Below are 14743 nucleotides of genomic sequence, written 5' to 3'. Positions count from 1 at the left end.
ACCCTTGTGGGAGCGGGCTTGCTCGCGAATGTTTTCTGTCAGTCTCTACAAGGTTGACTGACACGCCGCCCTCGCCAGCAGACTCAGTCCTGCAAGGGATTGCGGCGATGCTCAGGCCGAAGTGCTGACCAGCGAGCCGGAGGTGCTGCTGTCGGAATCCTGCAATGCTTGTAACAACGAGGCGGTAGCGGTTTGCAGCGAGGCCGACGTCGCGGTGATCTGTGCCTGTGCGGCCGCCACATCGGCAGCCTTGGCGTCGGCGTTTTCCTGTTTGGCCTGGGCGGCTTGCAGTGCTTGCTGTTGTTCCTGCAACTGCTTTTGCAGTTCGGCGATCTGCTTGCGCAGTTCCTTCACCGAATCCGATTCTTCGCTGCTGCTGGAGCTGCTGTCGCCCGCCGGCGCCGCGCCGCCACCGGCACTCACCTTGCTGGTGTCCGCCGCCACGCCGGTACTGGCGGTGGTGCTGGTCGAAGTGTCGTCGCCAACGTCGGTGATCGCGGTTTTGCTGGTGGGCGTGGTGACGGTCTGGTTGATCGAGACTGACGTGATGCTGACCATGAGATGGCTCCAATGCCGGTTATGAATAACCGGCCATCGGCGGCCACTGCCTCAATTTGAGAGCGACTGTGTACCGACTTGGTATCCGAACCGGTACACATTCACTCCGTCAGGCGCTCAAGCGCGCGGTGACTTCGTTCAATTGCCCGGACAAACCATGCAGGTTCTGGCTGGCACTCTCGGTGCGCTGCACATTGTCGAGGTTGGTGCTGGCAATCGAGGTGATCTCGGTCAGGTTGCGCGAGATGTCTTCGGCCACCGACGTCTGCTCTTCGGCGGCGGTGGCGATCTGACGGTTCATGTCGCGAATCGCTTCCACCGCGTGGGTGATGCGCTCCAGCATGGCGCCGGCCTGGGTCACCTGTTCGACGCTTTCATCGCTGCGCGCCTGGCCGCTTTCAATCGCTTGCGCGGCGTCCACCGCACCGGTCTGCACGTTCTGGATGATCTGGTTGATCTCGATGATCGACTCCGCCGTGCGCTGCGCGAGGTTGCGCACTTCATCAGCCACCACGGCAAAACCACGCCCGGCCTCACCGGCGCGGGCAGCTTCGATGGCAGCGTTGAGCGCCAGCAGGTTGGTTTGTTCAGCGATGCCGCGAATCACTTCCAGCACCTTGCCGATACGACCACTGTCCGCTTCCAGACGACGAATGACGGTCGCGGTATTGGCGATTTCACCGCGCATCTGCGTGATCGAGTGAATGGTGCTCTGCATGACCTGCTCACCCTGCTGTGCAGACTGATCGGCATCATCGGCGGCGCGCGCTGCGTCCGCCGCGTGACGGGCGACTTCCTGCGCGGTGGCGGACATTTCGTTCATTGCCGTGGCCACTTGATCGGTGCGTGAGAACTGCTCGTTAGTGCCCCCGGCCATGGTCGTGGCGATGGCATTCAACTCGCCGCTGGCGCTGTCCAGATCGCTGGCGCTGCGCTGCAAACGGGTGAAGGTGTCGGCAAGGAAATCTCGCAGGGTGTTAGCGGCGGCAGCGAGGTTGCCCAACTCATCCTGACGCTCGCTGACCACCCGTTCGGCCAGTTTGCCGCGGCTCAGTTGGGTGACGTAATCGATCAGTTTGCGAATCGGCTCCACCAGGTTGCGGTTGACCAGCCACAGGCTCAACAGGCCGATCAGCAGGCCCGACGCGAGCATCACCAACACCCCCAGCCACACGGTGCGGTCGGCCTCGGCGCTGATCGACGCCGACTGCTCAGTGCCCTGTTTGCGCAGCTCTGCAACCAGTTCACTCATCTGATCGCTGGTGGCGCGGTCGACACCTTTGACTGCCGCGTCGCCCGCCGTCGGATCGCCACCAGCAGCGACATAGGCATCACGCCCCTTCTGATAAGCGCTGCCCAATTGACGGTGTTCCTGGCGCAGACGTTCGATGCGCGACTTCAGGCTGGGCTCGATGCCTTTCTGACTGGCCAGCTCACCGAGGATGTTCTGCACATCACGCTGGCGGTCTTCGAACTGCCCCCAGTATTTGCTCAGATCCGCTGGCTGCTTGCCGCGCAGCAAAACGTTTTTCCATTCCTGCACCTGCACCTTGAATTGCAGGTTGGCTTCGTCGATCAGTTGCGAAGTGTGCAACGGACCGGCGATCAACTGGCTGTAGCTGTGCACGCCGTTGGACAGGAAATGAAAGCAGGCCAGCGCGATCAACAGCACCGCCAGCAGGCTACCGCTCAGCAGGGCGAGAATTTGCGCTCTCAGGGATTTTTGCAGCATCGCAGGTACTCATGACAGGGGTGAGGTACGCCCGGGACGGACGTGAAAAATGGGTCGGACTTCCCTGTCGGCGAACCTTGGCGCAAGGCCAATGGCGCGCAAGCTAACTCACCTGTGATCGGCGCGCCAGAGTGCTTCTTGAAGAAAATCCGACCATCGGCAAGGCGCTGATTTCACGCCACTTTCCTGTCACACAAACGTCATGTGGCATTGCGATCATGCGGCACAGGTGAATCTGAAAATCCACCCCTGACGTCCTCCTCGCAGCGAGCCTCCATGAATCACAGCCTCGATACCAGCCATCGCGATCCCGATCTGTTTGGCCTGCTCTACGGCTTCCGTTTCCGGCCCGGTGAACGCGGTCGTGAAGTCGATTCGGCGACCGCCCTGCGCGGCTTGCAGGAAGACAGCGACAGCGGCGAATTCCTCTGGTTGCACCTGAACCTGGCACACGCCGCCTGCGAGCGCTGGATGAAAAGCCATCTGCAATTGCCCGAAGAATTTTTCGAGGCGCTGCACGAAGGCTCGCGGTCAACGCGCATCGAGCACGTCGACTCGGCATTGCTGGCGGTGGTCAATGACGTGGTGTTCAACCTCAGCAGCATGGTGTCGTCGGATGTGTCGACGCTGTGGGTCTGTGTACGCAGCAAATTGATCGTCAGCGCTCGCCTGCAACCGCTGCACTCGGTGGACAAATTGCGCTCGTCGGTGAAGGCCGGCGAGCGCTTCCGTTCGCCTTCGGAATTGCTTGTGCACTTGCTGCGCGATCAGGGTGAAGTGCTCACGCAAATCGTGCGCAAGACCAGCCTGAGCGTCGACCTGGTCGAGGACGAATTGCTCTCCTCGCGTCTGTCGACCAACCGCGCCGAACTGGGTGCCAACCGCCGCGTGCTGGTGCGTCTGCAACGGTTGCTGGCGCTGGAACCGGGCTCGTTGCTGCGCCTGCTCAACCGGCCGCCGCCATGGTTGCAGAAAGAGGACGTGAAGGAATTGCGCAAATCCACCGAGGAGTTCGCGCTGATCATCAACGACCTCACCGCCCTCGGCGAGCGGATCAAATTGCTCCAGGAAGAGATTGCCGCCAACCTCAACGAACAGAGCAACCGCACGCTGTTTACCCTGACCGTGGTCACGGTGCTGGCGCTGCCGATCAACATCATCGCCGGTTTTTTCGGGATGAATGTCGGGGGCGTGCCGTTGTCGCAGGACCCGGAGGGGTTCTGGATATTGGTGGCGCTGGTGGCGACGTTTACCGTGATTGCCGGGCGCTGGGCGTTTCGCAAGCGCGGGGATTATTGAGTCCCCTGATTGCTGCCCCTCCCACATTGGTTTGTGTCCAGGTTCAGAGCGCGGAACGAATCAGATCGCCGAGCCAGTCCATAAACACCCGCACCCGCAACGGCAAATGCCGCTGCCGCGCATACAGCAATGAAATGCCCATCGCCGGCGCCGTGAACTGCGGCAGCACGGTGACCAGTTCGCCGTTTTCCAGATGCGGCTGCATGCCGGTGCGTGGCACCTGGGTCAGACCGAACCCGCCCAGGCACGCCGAGTCGTAAGCATCGGTGCTGTTGACCGTGACACTGCCGGCCATCGGCAAGCGTTTAACCTGACCGCCCTCCTCGTACACAAACCCTTCCGAACGCGAACCCAGCACGCCGACGTAATGCACCAGTCGATGGTGAGCCAGATCCTCCAGGCTCTGCGGCACACCGTAGCGTTCGAGATACGCGGGGCTGGCGCAATTGATCATCGGGAAGTCACCCAAATGCCGCGCGACCACCGATTGATCCGGCTGCGCGCCGATGCGCACCACGCAATCAAAACCCTCGCTGAGCAGATCGACGCGGCGATCCGTGCTGCTGATTTCCAGCTCCAGATTCGGATGGCGAGCCATGAATTCAGGCAGGCGCGGCATGATCAGGCGTCGCGCGAGAATATTCGGCATGTCGACCCGAATGCGTCCGGTCAGCGAAGCCTCGTCCTGGCGGAACAACCCTTCGATTTCATCCATGTGCGACAGCAAATCCTTGCTGCGCTCGTACAGCACCAAACCGTCCTGCGTCGCCTGCACCTTGCGCGTGGTGCGTTGCAACAGACGCGTGCCGAGGAGGTTTTCCAGCGCCTGTACATGTTCGGAAACGCTGGAGCGCGGTAAACCGAGGCTCTCGCCGGCGAGGGTGAAACTCGATAGCTCGCTGACCCGGACGAAGGTGCGCAGCAGTTCCAGTTTGTTCATGGGTCACCTGTTGATTGTTCGGCTGATCCGATCAGTGATTCCGCTTTCAGTCTGTTTATCACCATGAGGCGGATAAATAAACTTTGATCCATCACCACTCACCGCAATCGAGGACGTCCCATGAACCGCAAAATCGCACTGATCACCGGCGCCAGTCGTGGCCTGGGAAAAAATGCCGCGCTGCACCTGGCGACCCAAGGTGTGGACATCATTGGCACCTACCACAGCCGCGCCGATGAAGCTCAGGCGCTGATCAGCGAAGTGCAGGCACTCGGCGGCAACGCCGTGATGCTGCAACTGGACGTTGGCCGCAGCGACAGCTTCGCAGCATTCGCCGGGCAGCTTGAACAGGCGTTACAGCAAACCTTCGAACGTCAGCGCTTTGATTTCCTGATCAACAACGCCGGGGTCGGACTGCACGTGAGTTTCGCCGAGACCAGCGTTGAGCAATTCGACATGCTGATGAATGTGCATTTCAAAGGGCCGTTCTTCCTGACCCAGCAACTGCTGCCGCTGATCAACAATGGCGGACGGATCATCAACATCTCCAGCGGTCTCGCACGTTTCACTCTCCCCGGCGCCAGCGCCTATGCGGCGATGAAAGGCGCGATGGAAGTGCTGACCCGCTATCAGGCGAAAGAACTGGGCGCGCGGCAGATTGCCGTGAATACCCTGGCGCCCGGTGCGATTGAAACCGACTTTGGTGGCGGTACCGTGCGCGACAACGCGGCGGTGAACGCGATGGTCGCCGAGAACACCGCGCTAGGTCGCGCGGGGCAGCCGGATGACATTGGCGCAGCGCTGGCATTATTGCTCTCGCCGGGCGCGCAGTGGATCAACGGGCAGCGGGTTGAGGCGTCGGGCGGGATGTTCCTCTGATAACTGCCAAAAGCAATCGCCCCTGCAGGAGCAGCCCTCGGCAGTTCCTGCAGCGCGATGTGGTCAGTTCTGGCAGAGGTTGCGGGTCACGAAGCGCTCACGCAGCACGTCGTAGCTCCAGTGGTAGACGTAGGTGTAGGGCAGAAAGAACAGCAACACCCCGATGTCGAGCAAGAACGCCTGCCAGAGGCTGACCGACAGCCACCAGGCAATGAGCGGCACCCCCATCACGATCAAGCCACCCTCGAACAGCAAGGCATGCCCCACGCGCACCCAAGCGCTGTGGGCAACATTCAGGCGCTCGAGCAGGCGGTCGAAAAAGCGGTTGAACACAACGTTCCACACCAGCGCCAGCAAGGCGATCAACACCGTCACCGCGCCCATTTCAAGCATCGGTTTTTGCATGATCCACGCCAGCAACGGCGTGCAGATCAGAATGGCCAGCAGTTCGAAACCGACGGCCTGGACGATACGTTCAGTGATGGATTTGCGGGCAGTCATGGTCTGACTCCTTGAGTGAAGATGGTTGCCATGATCCACTCTCAAACCGATACTTCATAATCAGTAACCATCGATCAAGGCGATAGTTGATGATCTCGCAGGAAGTGTTGTTGGCATTTGTGCAGGCGGCGACCCAAGGCTCGTTTTCGGCCGCAGCGCGCAAGCTCGGACGCAGTCAGTCGACCATCAGTGCGGCGGTGGCCAGCCTTGAGATCGATCTGGATCTGCAACTGTTCGACCGCAGCAGCCGCAAACCGACACTGACCCCGGCCGGGCATGTCATGTTGCAGCGGGCCGAGGCGATTCTGGCGGCGAGCAGTCGTCTGGAAATGACCGCGCGACAACTGTCTCAGGGCGTTGAACCGAAGCTGACTGTGGCGATATCCGACACCTATCAGTCGTACCGTTTCGAAGCGGCGCTGGTGGACTTCGAGCGGCGCTATCCGGATCTGCAGCTGGAATGCCTGATTGCCGAATGCGATGACCTGATCGAGCTGGTACAGCGCGGGCGCGCGCATCTGGCCTTCGCGGAAATGCAGGACAGCTACCCACCGGATCTGGTGACGTCGACCGTGGCCGAGCGCACGGACATCGCCTTGTTCGTCAGTCGCGCACATCCGTTGGCGAAACTCGATCACGTTGACCAGCATGTGCTGGAGCAGCATCGCGAGTTGCGCCTGGCGACCATCGTCAATCCCTATGACAGCCGTGGCAAAGGCCGGATGTGGTCGGCGCCGAGTTATCTGATGCTGATGGAAATGGCCGAGAAAGGCTTTGGCTGGGCACCGCTGCCGCGCTGGCTCGCGCAGCGCTATGGCAATGATCTGCTGGTTGAGCTGAACGTGCGCGGCTGGCCAAAACCGGTGTTTGTCGATGCCTTGTGGTCGCGGCTGTATCCGCCGGGGCCGGCGGGGAGTTGGTTGCTCAGCAAAATGCTGGAATAGCGGCGCTGGCCTTCGCGAGCAAGCCCGCTCCCACATCTGGAACGCTTTCCCCGGTGGGAGCGGGCTTGTTCGCGAAGGGGTTCGCACTGCCAGCCCATCAACCCAACTCGCTCAGCCGCCCCTCGATAAACCGCCGCTCCGGCTCCTGCCGCGTCAACTCCAGCGCCCGCAAATAGGCCGTCCGCGCCTCTTCCACCCTGCCCAACTGCCGACAAAACTGCGCCCGCGCCGAATGCGCCAAGTGGTAATCCTGCAACTCGCCCCGCCCGAGAATCCCTTCGATCAGCGTCAAGCCAGCCAACGCCCCATCGCGTTTGGCCACCGCCACCGCCCGGTTCAGCTCGATCACGGGTGAAGGCACCGCGCGCAACAGCACGTCATACAGCCCGACGATCTGCTGCCAATCGGTCTCTGCCGCTGACGGCGCCTCGGCATGCACCGCAGCAATCGCGGCCTGCAAACCATACGGCCCGAACCGCCGCGTGGTCAGCGCGCGCTCGACCAGCACACAGCCTTCGGCAATCAACCCGGCGTCCCAGCGCGAGCGATCCTGATCATCCAGCAGCACCAATTCACCCGTCGGCGACGTGCGCGCCGGGCGCCGTGATTCATGCAAGAGCATCAGTGCCAAGAGGCCCATCACCTCGGGCTCGGGCAATAATTCCATGAGCAAGCGCCCGAGCCGGATCGCCTCGCGCGTCAGATCCTCACGGGTCACTTCTGCGCCGACCGACGCTGAGTAACCTTCGTTGAATACCAGGTAAATCACCCGCAACACGCTGTCGAGGCGCTCGGGCAGTTCGCTCAGACTCGGTACTTGATAGGGGATTCTGGCGTCACGGATCTTGGCTTTCGCCCGGACGATGCGCTGGGCAATCGCCGCCGGTGCCGAAAGAAAGGCACGGGCGATTTCCTCGGTGGTCAGGTCGCAGACCTCACGCAAGGTCAGCGGCACTTGTGCATCCGCCGCCAGCGCGGGGTGACAACAGGTGAAGATCAGCCGCAGGCGATCGTCTTCCACGGCTTCCTCGACCCAGTCAGCCTGTTCGAGCTCTTCCAGTTGCGCTTGCAGCAACGGCTGTGAAGCCTTGAACCGCGCACGTCGGCGTAATACATCAATCGCCTTGAAGCGCCCGGTCGACACCAGCCAGGCGCGCGGATTGTCCGGCACGCCGTCGCGCTGCCAGCGTTCGACCGCCACGAAGAACGCCTCGTGCAAGGCCTCTTCGGCGAGGTCGAAATCACCGAGCAGGCGAATCAGCGTCGCCAGAATCCGCCGCGAGTCTTCGCGATAGACCTGCTCGACCCGCGCCTGGACCTCAGACATTCAACTGCCGCACCGGGCGCACTTCGACGCTGCCTACCCGCGCCGCCGGAATATGGCCGGCGACCTGGATCGCTTCGTTGAGATCCTTGGCATCGATCAGGTAGAAGCCGGCCAGTTGCTCCTTGGTTTCAGCGAACGGACCGTCCGTGATCGACAGTTTTCCATTGCGCATGCGTACCGTGGTGGCGGTCTGCACTGACTCCAGCGCTTCAGCGGCAATCATCCGCCCACTGCCCTGAATCGACTCCGCGTAGGCCCAGCACTCGACGTCTTCCGGGCTGTCGGGCGATGAATGCAGCACGCGCTCATCGCTGTAGACCAAGCATAGATATTTCATGGCGTTCTCCTGACTCGGACGGATCAACTATGGCTGAAGATCAGGGCTGCACATCGAACAGGGTCGCGCCACTCATCGGGTCGAACGGGGCCGACCAGTGTTCGTGGGCAATCTTCCACCCCCCGCCGACCTGCCGATAGCAGGCGGTGACGCGCATCCAGCAGCTCTGGGTTTCGCCTTTCTCATTGGTGCCGCCGCAATTGGCGACCCAGTGGGCGAAGGCGATGTTGTCGGCGGTTTCGATGGCGATTTCGTGGAACTCGAAGATGTGCGGGCCGGGGCACATTTCCATGCAGTCGACCCAGTGCGCGCGGTAGGCGGCTTTGCCCTTGAATTGCAAAGCCTTGATCGCGTCGAAAGAGACGATGTCATCGGCGTACAGCGCCATGACTTTTTCCACGTCCTTGGTCATGACGGCTTCGCGGTAGGTGTTGATCAGTGTCTGAATTTCACTTTGTGCGCTCATGGTGTTCTCCGTGTTTTTTGTTGTGAAGACACCCTTGGTCGTTCAGCAAACGGGCAGATCGACAGATGAAACAAAAAAATTTCCCGAAGGACAAAATCGCTAGAATCGGCGACTTACCTTGTAGGAAAAAGGAAATTCCCGTGTCAGCCAAACTCGTGCCTTACGACGATCTGAATACCCTGCAGCGTCAGCAAGTCGAGGCCATTGAAATCCATGCCGAGCAGATCAGGTTTTCCGGCGATATCCACGGTGCCTTGCACACCCTGCTGTCGAAACCCGGCCCCGGCGTGAAGGGCTTTGCGCTGTTGGCGGATGAAGTGCCGGTGGCTTTCTTGCTGCTCAAGCGCCCGCCCGTGTTACCCGCCTGGGCCGATGAGCACAGCGCGACATTGCATGCGCTGCAGGTCGATCATCGGGCACAGGGCAAGGGTTACGGCAAGGCGTGTCTGCAAGCGCTGCCCGAGGTGGCGCGTCAGGCGTGGCCGGAAATCAAGGGGCTGGAATTGTCGGTGGACGCGGATAACGACGCGGCCATCGCGCTGTATGCCAAACACGGCTATGTCGACAGCGGTGAGGCGTACAAGGGCCGGATCGGTTACGAGCGGCGCATGGGCCTGGTTTTCTGAGCCATCGAGGAATGCACGATGATCGACCCAGGTTTTCTCAACGAGGGTTATCAGGTGATGGCAAAACCATCTGCCCGCGCGTTTCACACGCGCCTGAATGACCGCCCAAACGGGTTACCGCCGCCCCTCTACTGACACCACACGATCCATTGTGGGAGCGGGCTTGCTCGCGAAAGCGTCGTGTCAGACACGTCAATGCCAAATGACACACCGCCTTCGCGAGCAAGCCCGCTCCCACAGGGGTTTTGCGGTGTTGTTCAGAGGGTCAGGATCATCTCGTGCCACGCCATGCCGCCATGGTCGGACTCCGAAGGCTTGATGTAGGCAAAGCCAAACCCGGCGTACAGCGCAATGTGCTGCTCTTTGCACATCAGGTGAATCGTCGCTTTATCCATCCCGTGCATGCGCTCGATGAACTCGGCCATCAAACGCTTCGCCAGTCCCTGGCCCTGATAATCCGGGTGCACCACCACCGACATGATCACCACGTTCGGCCCTTGCGGGTCGTGGCCGATCAGTTCCTTGAAGTCTTCGTCCGACATCTGCACATCGAACGCCGCACCGGAATTGACGAAACCGGCGACCACGCCATCCACTTCGGCGACGATAAAACCTTCCGGCCATGCGGCGATGCGCTTGGCAATCTTCTCGCGGGTGGCGGCTTCGTCGCCTTCGTAGGCAACGGTTTCGATGGCGTAGCAGCGGTCCAGGTCGGCGGCGGTGACGTTACGGATGACGGTGTTCATGGCAGCTCGGAAATCAGCAGGGGAAAGGGCTGGAAGCATAAAGGAATAAGGTGTTCATATCGATCCGCACGGGGCGCGTAGAGCCTGCGTATAAGCGCTTTTCTTCGTGTCGGTGGCGGGCTATTTCTGCGGTGTGTCTCTTGTCACCCTTGGAGGAAACCGCTTATGAGCAGCGTGGAAATCGGCCTGTTGATGGTGTTGGGCATCAGTACGTTCGGTTTTATCACTTTGGGCATCGACCTGTTGCGGGCGCGACGTGTCGGCAAGGGTAAACAAGGTTGAAAAGCATGAGGCGGATCAGTGATCCGCCTCAGCATTGTCGGCTCAGGCCTTGGTGTCGACCGGGACGCAGATTTCCAGTTTGCCGGTGTGCAGGCGCGGATTGAAATCGGCGCTGTAGCGTTCCAGTTCCGGGGCATTGAGCTCCACATAATGGGAGGTCGGCAGCCAGGTCTTGTAGATGTATTGCAGAGTTTGCGGCAACTGATCGAGCGGGCCAGTGTGTTCGAACACCGCGTACTGGCGAGGCAGGACTTCAACCCAGCGATAGACGTCCTGGGGCAGTTCATCGAGCTTGCTGATTTCCACCCCGGCGATGTAATCGAAGCCGCCCTTGCCATCGAAATTGCAGCAGACCCCGTAGGTCACCTCGCCCTTCTGTCCGGGAATCCGCCCCAGATGCGGCAGGAATTTTTCCCACAGCGCCGGGATGTCCTTGGCGGTGTCCTGGGTAAATCGATCGCCAAATCCTGCAATCAGCAGGAAGTGTCCATGTTCGAAGCGAGGTTCAGCCACTTCGACGCGTTTTTGCTCATCCATGACTCGACTCCTGGCACAAAAAAGGGGTTCGGCTGGGAGTATAGAAAGCCCGAAACAATTCGCACGCTCACAGCGAATGCAACTGCTCGACGGCACCCGAGCCGACAAACTCGTTGTAGCCGGATACGATCACGTAGACCGCGAAATAACAGAAGATCGCCGCTGATGCCAGGTAGGAGTAGCGCAACAGCTTGTCGCCGAGCAACTTGCCACCGTGGCTTGCGGCAAAGCACAGACCCGCCGACCACAGCAGCCCGGCGCAGAGAAAACCACTGAGGAACAGCGCGGAACTCAGCGGGCCACCGCCACCGGAACGAGCAATCAGCGTGCCGCCGACCGCCGCAAACCAGAGGATCGCGCTCGGCGACGACATGGCGAGAAAAATCCCCCGGAAGAATTCCTTGCGATGGGAGTTCTGCCCCACCTCGGCCGTCTCGGCCAGCAGCGCTTCGTGGTGAATCGCCGAGTAAATCATCTTTGCCGCAAAGTAGATCAGCAGCGCCGAACCACCAATCCACAGCACCCAGCGCACGCTTTCGTATTGCAGCAAAACCGTCATCCCCGCCAGCGCCAGCACCGCGTAAATCAGGTCGCCGACGCAAGTGCCGAGTCCCAGAGCGAAGCCCTGAAAGTAACCGCGCTGCATCGCCAGCGTGATCATCGCAATGTTGGCCACGCCGATATCCAGGCACAGCGAAAGGCTCAGCAAGAAGCCGCTGGTGAATTCCATCTACCGATTTCCTTGGGAAAATTTGTTTACGCACAGGCTGGACAGTCTGCCATCACAGCCCTTATCTTCGCCAACAGGTCACCGCAGTGACCGGCGTCGCTCGGACGGTTCCGGGCGCTTACGTTATCCGAGGCAACAATGGCTGAACAAGGTTCGCCGCGCCGCTTTGCGCGCATAGATCGACTCCCCCCTTACGTTTTCAACATTACCGCCGAGCTGAAGATGGCCGCCAGGCGTCGTGGTGAAGACATCATCGACCTGAGCATGGGCAACCCCGACGGGGCCACGCCACCGCACATTGTCGAAAAACTCGTACAGGTTGCCCAACGCGAAGACACCCACGGTTACTCGACGTCCAAGGGCATTCCGCGTCTGCGTCGGGCGATTTCCAACTGGTACAAGCAGCGCTACGAGGTCGACATCGACCCGGAAAGCGAAGCCATTGTCACCATCGGTTCCAAGGAAGGCCTGGCGCATCTGATGCTGGCGACCCTGGATCAGGGCGACACCGTGCTGGTGCCGAACCCGAGCTATCCGATTCACATCTACGGCGCGGTGATTGCCGGCGCTCAGGTGCGTTCGGTGCCGCTGGTGCCAGGCGTGGACTTCTTCGATGAGCTGGAACGGGCGATTCGCGGTTCGATTCCAAAGCCGAAAATGATGATCCTCGGCTTCCCGTCCAACCCGACCGCGCAGTGCGTGGAACTGGATTTCTTTGAGCGCGTGATCGCCCTCGCCAAGCAGTACGACGTGCTGGTGGTTCACGATCTGGCCTACGCAGACATCGTCTACGATGGCTGGAAAGCGCCGTCGATCATGCAGGTGCCAGGCGCCAAGGACATCGCGGTGGAGTTCTTCACCCTGTCCAAGAGCTACAACATGGCCGGCTGGCGCATCGGTTTCATGGTCGGCAACCCGGAACTGGTCAACGCCCTGGCACGGATCAAGAGCTACCACGACTACGGCACCTTCACTCCGCTGCAAGTGGCGGCGATTGCCGCGCTGGAAGGCGATCAACAGTGCGTGCGCGACATCGCCGAGCAATACCGCCAACGTCGCAACGTGCTGGTCAAAGGCCTGCATGAGCTGGGCTGGATGGTCGAGAATCCGAAGGCATCGATGTATGTCTGGGCGAAAATCCCTGAGGCGTATGCGCATTTGGGTTCGCTGGAGTTCGCCAAGAAACTGCTGGCCGAGGCCAAGGTCTGCGTCTCGCCGGGAGTTGGCTTCGGGGAGTATGGCGATGATCACGTGCGCTTTGCGCTGATCGAGAATCAGGACCGGATTCGTCAGGCGGTGCGCGGGATTCGCGGGATGTTCCGGGCCGATGGGCTCACGCCGAAAACCACTCCCTGACGCCTATCCCCGCTCCCACAGGGGGTTTGTGTTGAACCAGAAATCTCCACCCACAAAAAAACCGCATCGCTGCGGTTTTTTTGTGTCTGCAAGCAGCTGTTTAAACGAACAGCGACAGCAGCAGGATAAAGCCCAGTGCAACCACAGACAGGATGGTTTCCATCGCCGTCCAGGTCTTGAACGTCTCAGCCACGGTCATGTTGAAGTACTGCTTCACCAGCCAGAAACCTGCGTCATTGACGTGCGACAGAATCAACGAACCGGCGCCGGTGGCCAGCACCAGCAGCTCACGGTTGACGCCCGGGATCATCCCTACCACCGGCACCACAATGCCCGCGCCGGTAATGGTCGCAACGGTCGCCGAACCGGTGGCGATACGAATCACCGCCGCCACCAGCCACGCCAGCAGGATCGGCGAGATCTGTGCGCTGACCGCCATGTGGCCGATCACGTCGCCCACACCGCTGGTCACCAGCATCTGCTTGAAGCCACCGCCAGCACCGATGATCAGGATGATCGCGGCGGTTGGTGCCAGACTGGCGTCCAGCCACTTGAGCATTTGGTTGGAGCCGATGCCCTGCTTGTAGCCGAAGGTGTACAGCGACAGCAGCAACGCCAGCAGCAACGCCGAGATCGGGTGACCGATCATGTCCATCCAGGTGCGGAAGAAGTGACCGTCCGGCAGCGCCACGTCAGCAAAGGTTTTCAGCAGCATGAGGAACACCGGCAGCAGCACCGTGATCAGGGTGATGCTGAAACTCGGCAGAACGGCGGAATCGTTTTCGCGGGCCAGTTGATCGACCAGTTCCTGATTCGGGTGACCCGGAATGTGCTTGGCGATGAACGTACCAAAGATCGGACCGGCAATGATGGCGGTCGGCAGCGCAACGATCAGACCGTACAGGATGGTCTTGCCGATATCAGCGCCGAACACGCCGATGGCCAGCAGCGGGCCCGGGTGCGGTGGCACCAGACCGTGTACCGCCGACAGACCGGCGAGCAGCGGGATGCCGATCTTGATGATCGATACACCGGTGCGGCGCGCAACAATGAACACCAGCGGAATCAGCAGCACGAAGCCGATTTCGAAGAACAGCGGGATGCCCACCAGGAACGCGGCGAACATCATGGCCCACTGGACTTTGTCCTTGCCGAACGCACGAATCAGGGTCTGGGCAATCTGATCCGCCCCGCCCGATTCGGCCATCATCTTGCCGAGCATGGTGCCCAGCGCGAGGATGATGCCGACGAAGCCGAGCACGCCACCGAAGCCGTCCTGGAACGCCTTGATGATGGTGCCGATCGGCATGCCGGAGGTCAGGCCGAGGAACGCGGCGGCGATGGTCAGGGCAATGAACGGGTGAATCTTGAACTTGGTGATCAGGATGATGAGTCCGATCACCGTGACCACTGCATCAAGCAGCAGGTAGGCGTCGTGGGACATGCCAAACATTGGGGGTGTCTCCTGGTTTGTTGTTGTTAT

16 protein-coding genes are annotated in these 14743 nt (G+C 60.7%); 5 read left to right on the top strand and 11 right to left on the bottom strand.

Annotation, left to right across the window (positions count from 1 at the left end):
- Positions 1 to 111: 111 nt before the first annotated feature.
- Both AACY19_RS07795 and AACY19_RS07790 read right to left on the bottom strand, forming a co-directional pair.
- Positions 112 to 558, bottom strand: coding sequence for a hypothetical protein (locus tag AACY19_RS07795; protein ID WP_339449526.1), 447 nt, complete (start codon positions 556 to 558; stop codon positions 112 to 114).
- Positions 559 to 667: 109 nt separating this feature from the next.
- Complete coding sequence (locus AACY19_RS07790) at positions 668 to 2290, bottom strand: methyl-accepting chemotaxis protein (RefSeq protein WP_339449525.1); 1623 nt, start codon at positions 2288 to 2290, stop codon at positions 668 to 670.
- A 276-nt stretch (positions 2291 to 2566) separates the two neighbouring features.
- Between AACY19_RS07790 and AACY19_RS07785 the strand changes: the two genes are divergently transcribed.
- Positions 2567 to 3589, top strand: coding sequence for a transporter (locus tag AACY19_RS07785; protein ID WP_339449524.1), 1023 nt, complete (start codon positions 2567 to 2569; stop codon positions 3587 to 3589).
- A gap of 43 nt (positions 3590 to 3632) precedes the next feature.
- On the opposite strand, the gene AACY19_RS07780 is transcribed toward AACY19_RS07785, so the two are convergent.
- Complete coding sequence (locus tag AACY19_RS07780) at positions 3633 to 4529, bottom strand: LysR family transcriptional regulator (protein WP_339449523.1); 897 nt, start codon at positions 4527 to 4529, stop codon at positions 3633 to 3635.
- A gap of 120 nt (positions 4530 to 4649) precedes the next feature.
- Between AACY19_RS07780 and AACY19_RS07775 the strand changes: the two genes are divergently transcribed.
- On the top strand, positions 4650 to 5408 hold the full coding sequence (locus tag AACY19_RS07775) for an SDR family NAD(P)-dependent oxidoreductase (RefSeq protein ID WP_339449522.1): 759 nt from the start codon (positions 4650 to 4652) through the stop codon (positions 5406 to 5408).
- Between the two features lie 63 nt (positions 5409 to 5471).
- Here the strand turns inward: AACY19_RS07775 and AACY19_RS07770 are convergent, their stop codons facing one another.
- Positions 5472 to 5909, bottom strand: coding sequence for a multidrug/biocide efflux PACE transporter (locus tag AACY19_RS07770; RefSeq protein WP_339449521.1), 438 nt, complete (start codon positions 5907 to 5909; stop codon positions 5472 to 5474).
- 89 nt (positions 5910 to 5998) lie between these two features.
- On the opposite strand from AACY19_RS07770, the gene AACY19_RS07765 reads away from it, so the two are divergent.
- Positions 5999 to 6853, top strand: a complete 855-nt coding sequence (locus AACY19_RS07765; RefSeq protein WP_339449520.1) for a LysR family transcriptional regulator — start codon at positions 5999 to 6001, stop codon at positions 6851 to 6853.
- 97 nt (positions 6854 to 6950) lie between these two features.
- Here the strand turns inward: AACY19_RS07765 and AACY19_RS07760 are convergent, their stop codons facing one another.
- The 3 genes from AACY19_RS07760 to AACY19_RS07750 are packed head-to-tail and all read right to left on the bottom strand — an operon-like array spanning position 6951 to position 8983.
- Positions 6951 to 8180, bottom strand: coding sequence for an RNA polymerase sigma factor (locus tag AACY19_RS07760; protein WP_339449519.1), 1230 nt, complete (start codon positions 8178 to 8180; stop codon positions 6951 to 6953).
- Positions 8173 to 8517 carry a YciI family protein gene (locus tag AACY19_RS07755; RefSeq protein WP_339449518.1) on the bottom strand — a complete coding sequence of 115 codons (345 nt, stop codon included), beginning with the start codon at positions 8515 to 8517 and terminating at the stop codon, positions 8173 to 8175. The genes AACY19_RS07760 and AACY19_RS07755 overlap by 8 nt, the downstream gene beginning before the upstream one ends.
- A gap of 40 nt (positions 8518 to 8557) precedes the next feature.
- Complete coding sequence (locus AACY19_RS07750; RefSeq protein ID WP_339449517.1) at positions 8558 to 8983, bottom strand: YybH family protein; 426 nt, start codon at positions 8981 to 8983, stop codon at positions 8558 to 8560.
- 140 nt (positions 8984 to 9123) lie between these two features.
- On the opposite strand from AACY19_RS07750, the gene AACY19_RS07745 reads away from it, so the two are divergent.
- Positions 9124 to 9609, top strand: coding sequence for a GNAT family N-acetyltransferase (locus tag AACY19_RS07745; RefSeq protein WP_339449516.1), 486 nt, complete (start codon positions 9124 to 9126; stop codon positions 9607 to 9609).
- A 257-nt stretch (positions 9610 to 9866) separates the two neighbouring features.
- Here AACY19_RS07745 and AACY19_RS07740 read toward each other — a convergent pair whose 3' ends face one another.
- The 3 genes from AACY19_RS07740 to AACY19_RS07730 all read right to left on the bottom strand — a co-directional run bounded on the left by AACY19_RS07740 (position 9867) and on the right by AACY19_RS07730 (position 11904).
- Positions 9867 to 10355 carry a GNAT family N-acetyltransferase gene (locus tag AACY19_RS07740; protein ID WP_339449515.1) on the bottom strand — a complete coding sequence of 163 codons (489 nt, stop codon included), beginning with the start codon at positions 10353 to 10355 and terminating at the stop codon, positions 9867 to 9869.
- A 324-nt stretch (positions 10356 to 10679) separates the two neighbouring features.
- Positions 10680 to 11174 (bottom strand): GyrI-like domain-containing protein, encoded by a 495-nt coding sequence (locus AACY19_RS07735; RefSeq protein WP_339449514.1) that lies wholly within the window; start codon positions 11172 to 11174, stop codon positions 10680 to 10682.
- A gap of 67 nt (positions 11175 to 11241) precedes the next feature.
- The gene (locus AACY19_RS07730) at positions 11242 to 11904 is read right to left on the bottom strand and encodes a LysE family translocator (RefSeq protein ID WP_339449513.1); all 663 of its coding nucleotides are present in this window, start codon (positions 11902 to 11904) and stop codon (positions 11242 to 11244) included.
- A 138-nt stretch (positions 11905 to 12042) separates the two neighbouring features.
- Here AACY19_RS07730 and alaC point away from each other — a divergent pair, with 138 nt between their 5' ends.
- A complete protein-coding gene (alaC, locus tag AACY19_RS07725; protein WP_339449512.1) occupies positions 12043 to 13260 on the top strand; it encodes an alanine transaminase in 1218 nt (405 codons plus the stop codon).
- A 100-nt stretch (positions 13261 to 13360) separates the two neighbouring features.
- On the opposite strand, the gene AACY19_RS07720 is transcribed toward alaC, so the two are convergent.
- Complete coding sequence (locus tag AACY19_RS07720) at positions 13361 to 14713, bottom strand: GntP family permease (RefSeq protein ID WP_339449511.1); 1353 nt, start codon at positions 14711 to 14713, stop codon at positions 13361 to 13363.
- Positions 14714 to 14743 lie beyond the last annotated feature (30 nt).

It is taken from the genome of Pseudomonas sp. EA_5y_Pfl2_R50 (assembly GCF_963970475.1).
Classification (GTDB): Bacteria; Pseudomonadota; Gammaproteobacteria; order Pseudomonadales; family Pseudomonadaceae; genus Aquipseudomonas.
This window is presented reverse-complemented; position numbering and strand designations above follow the sequence as displayed.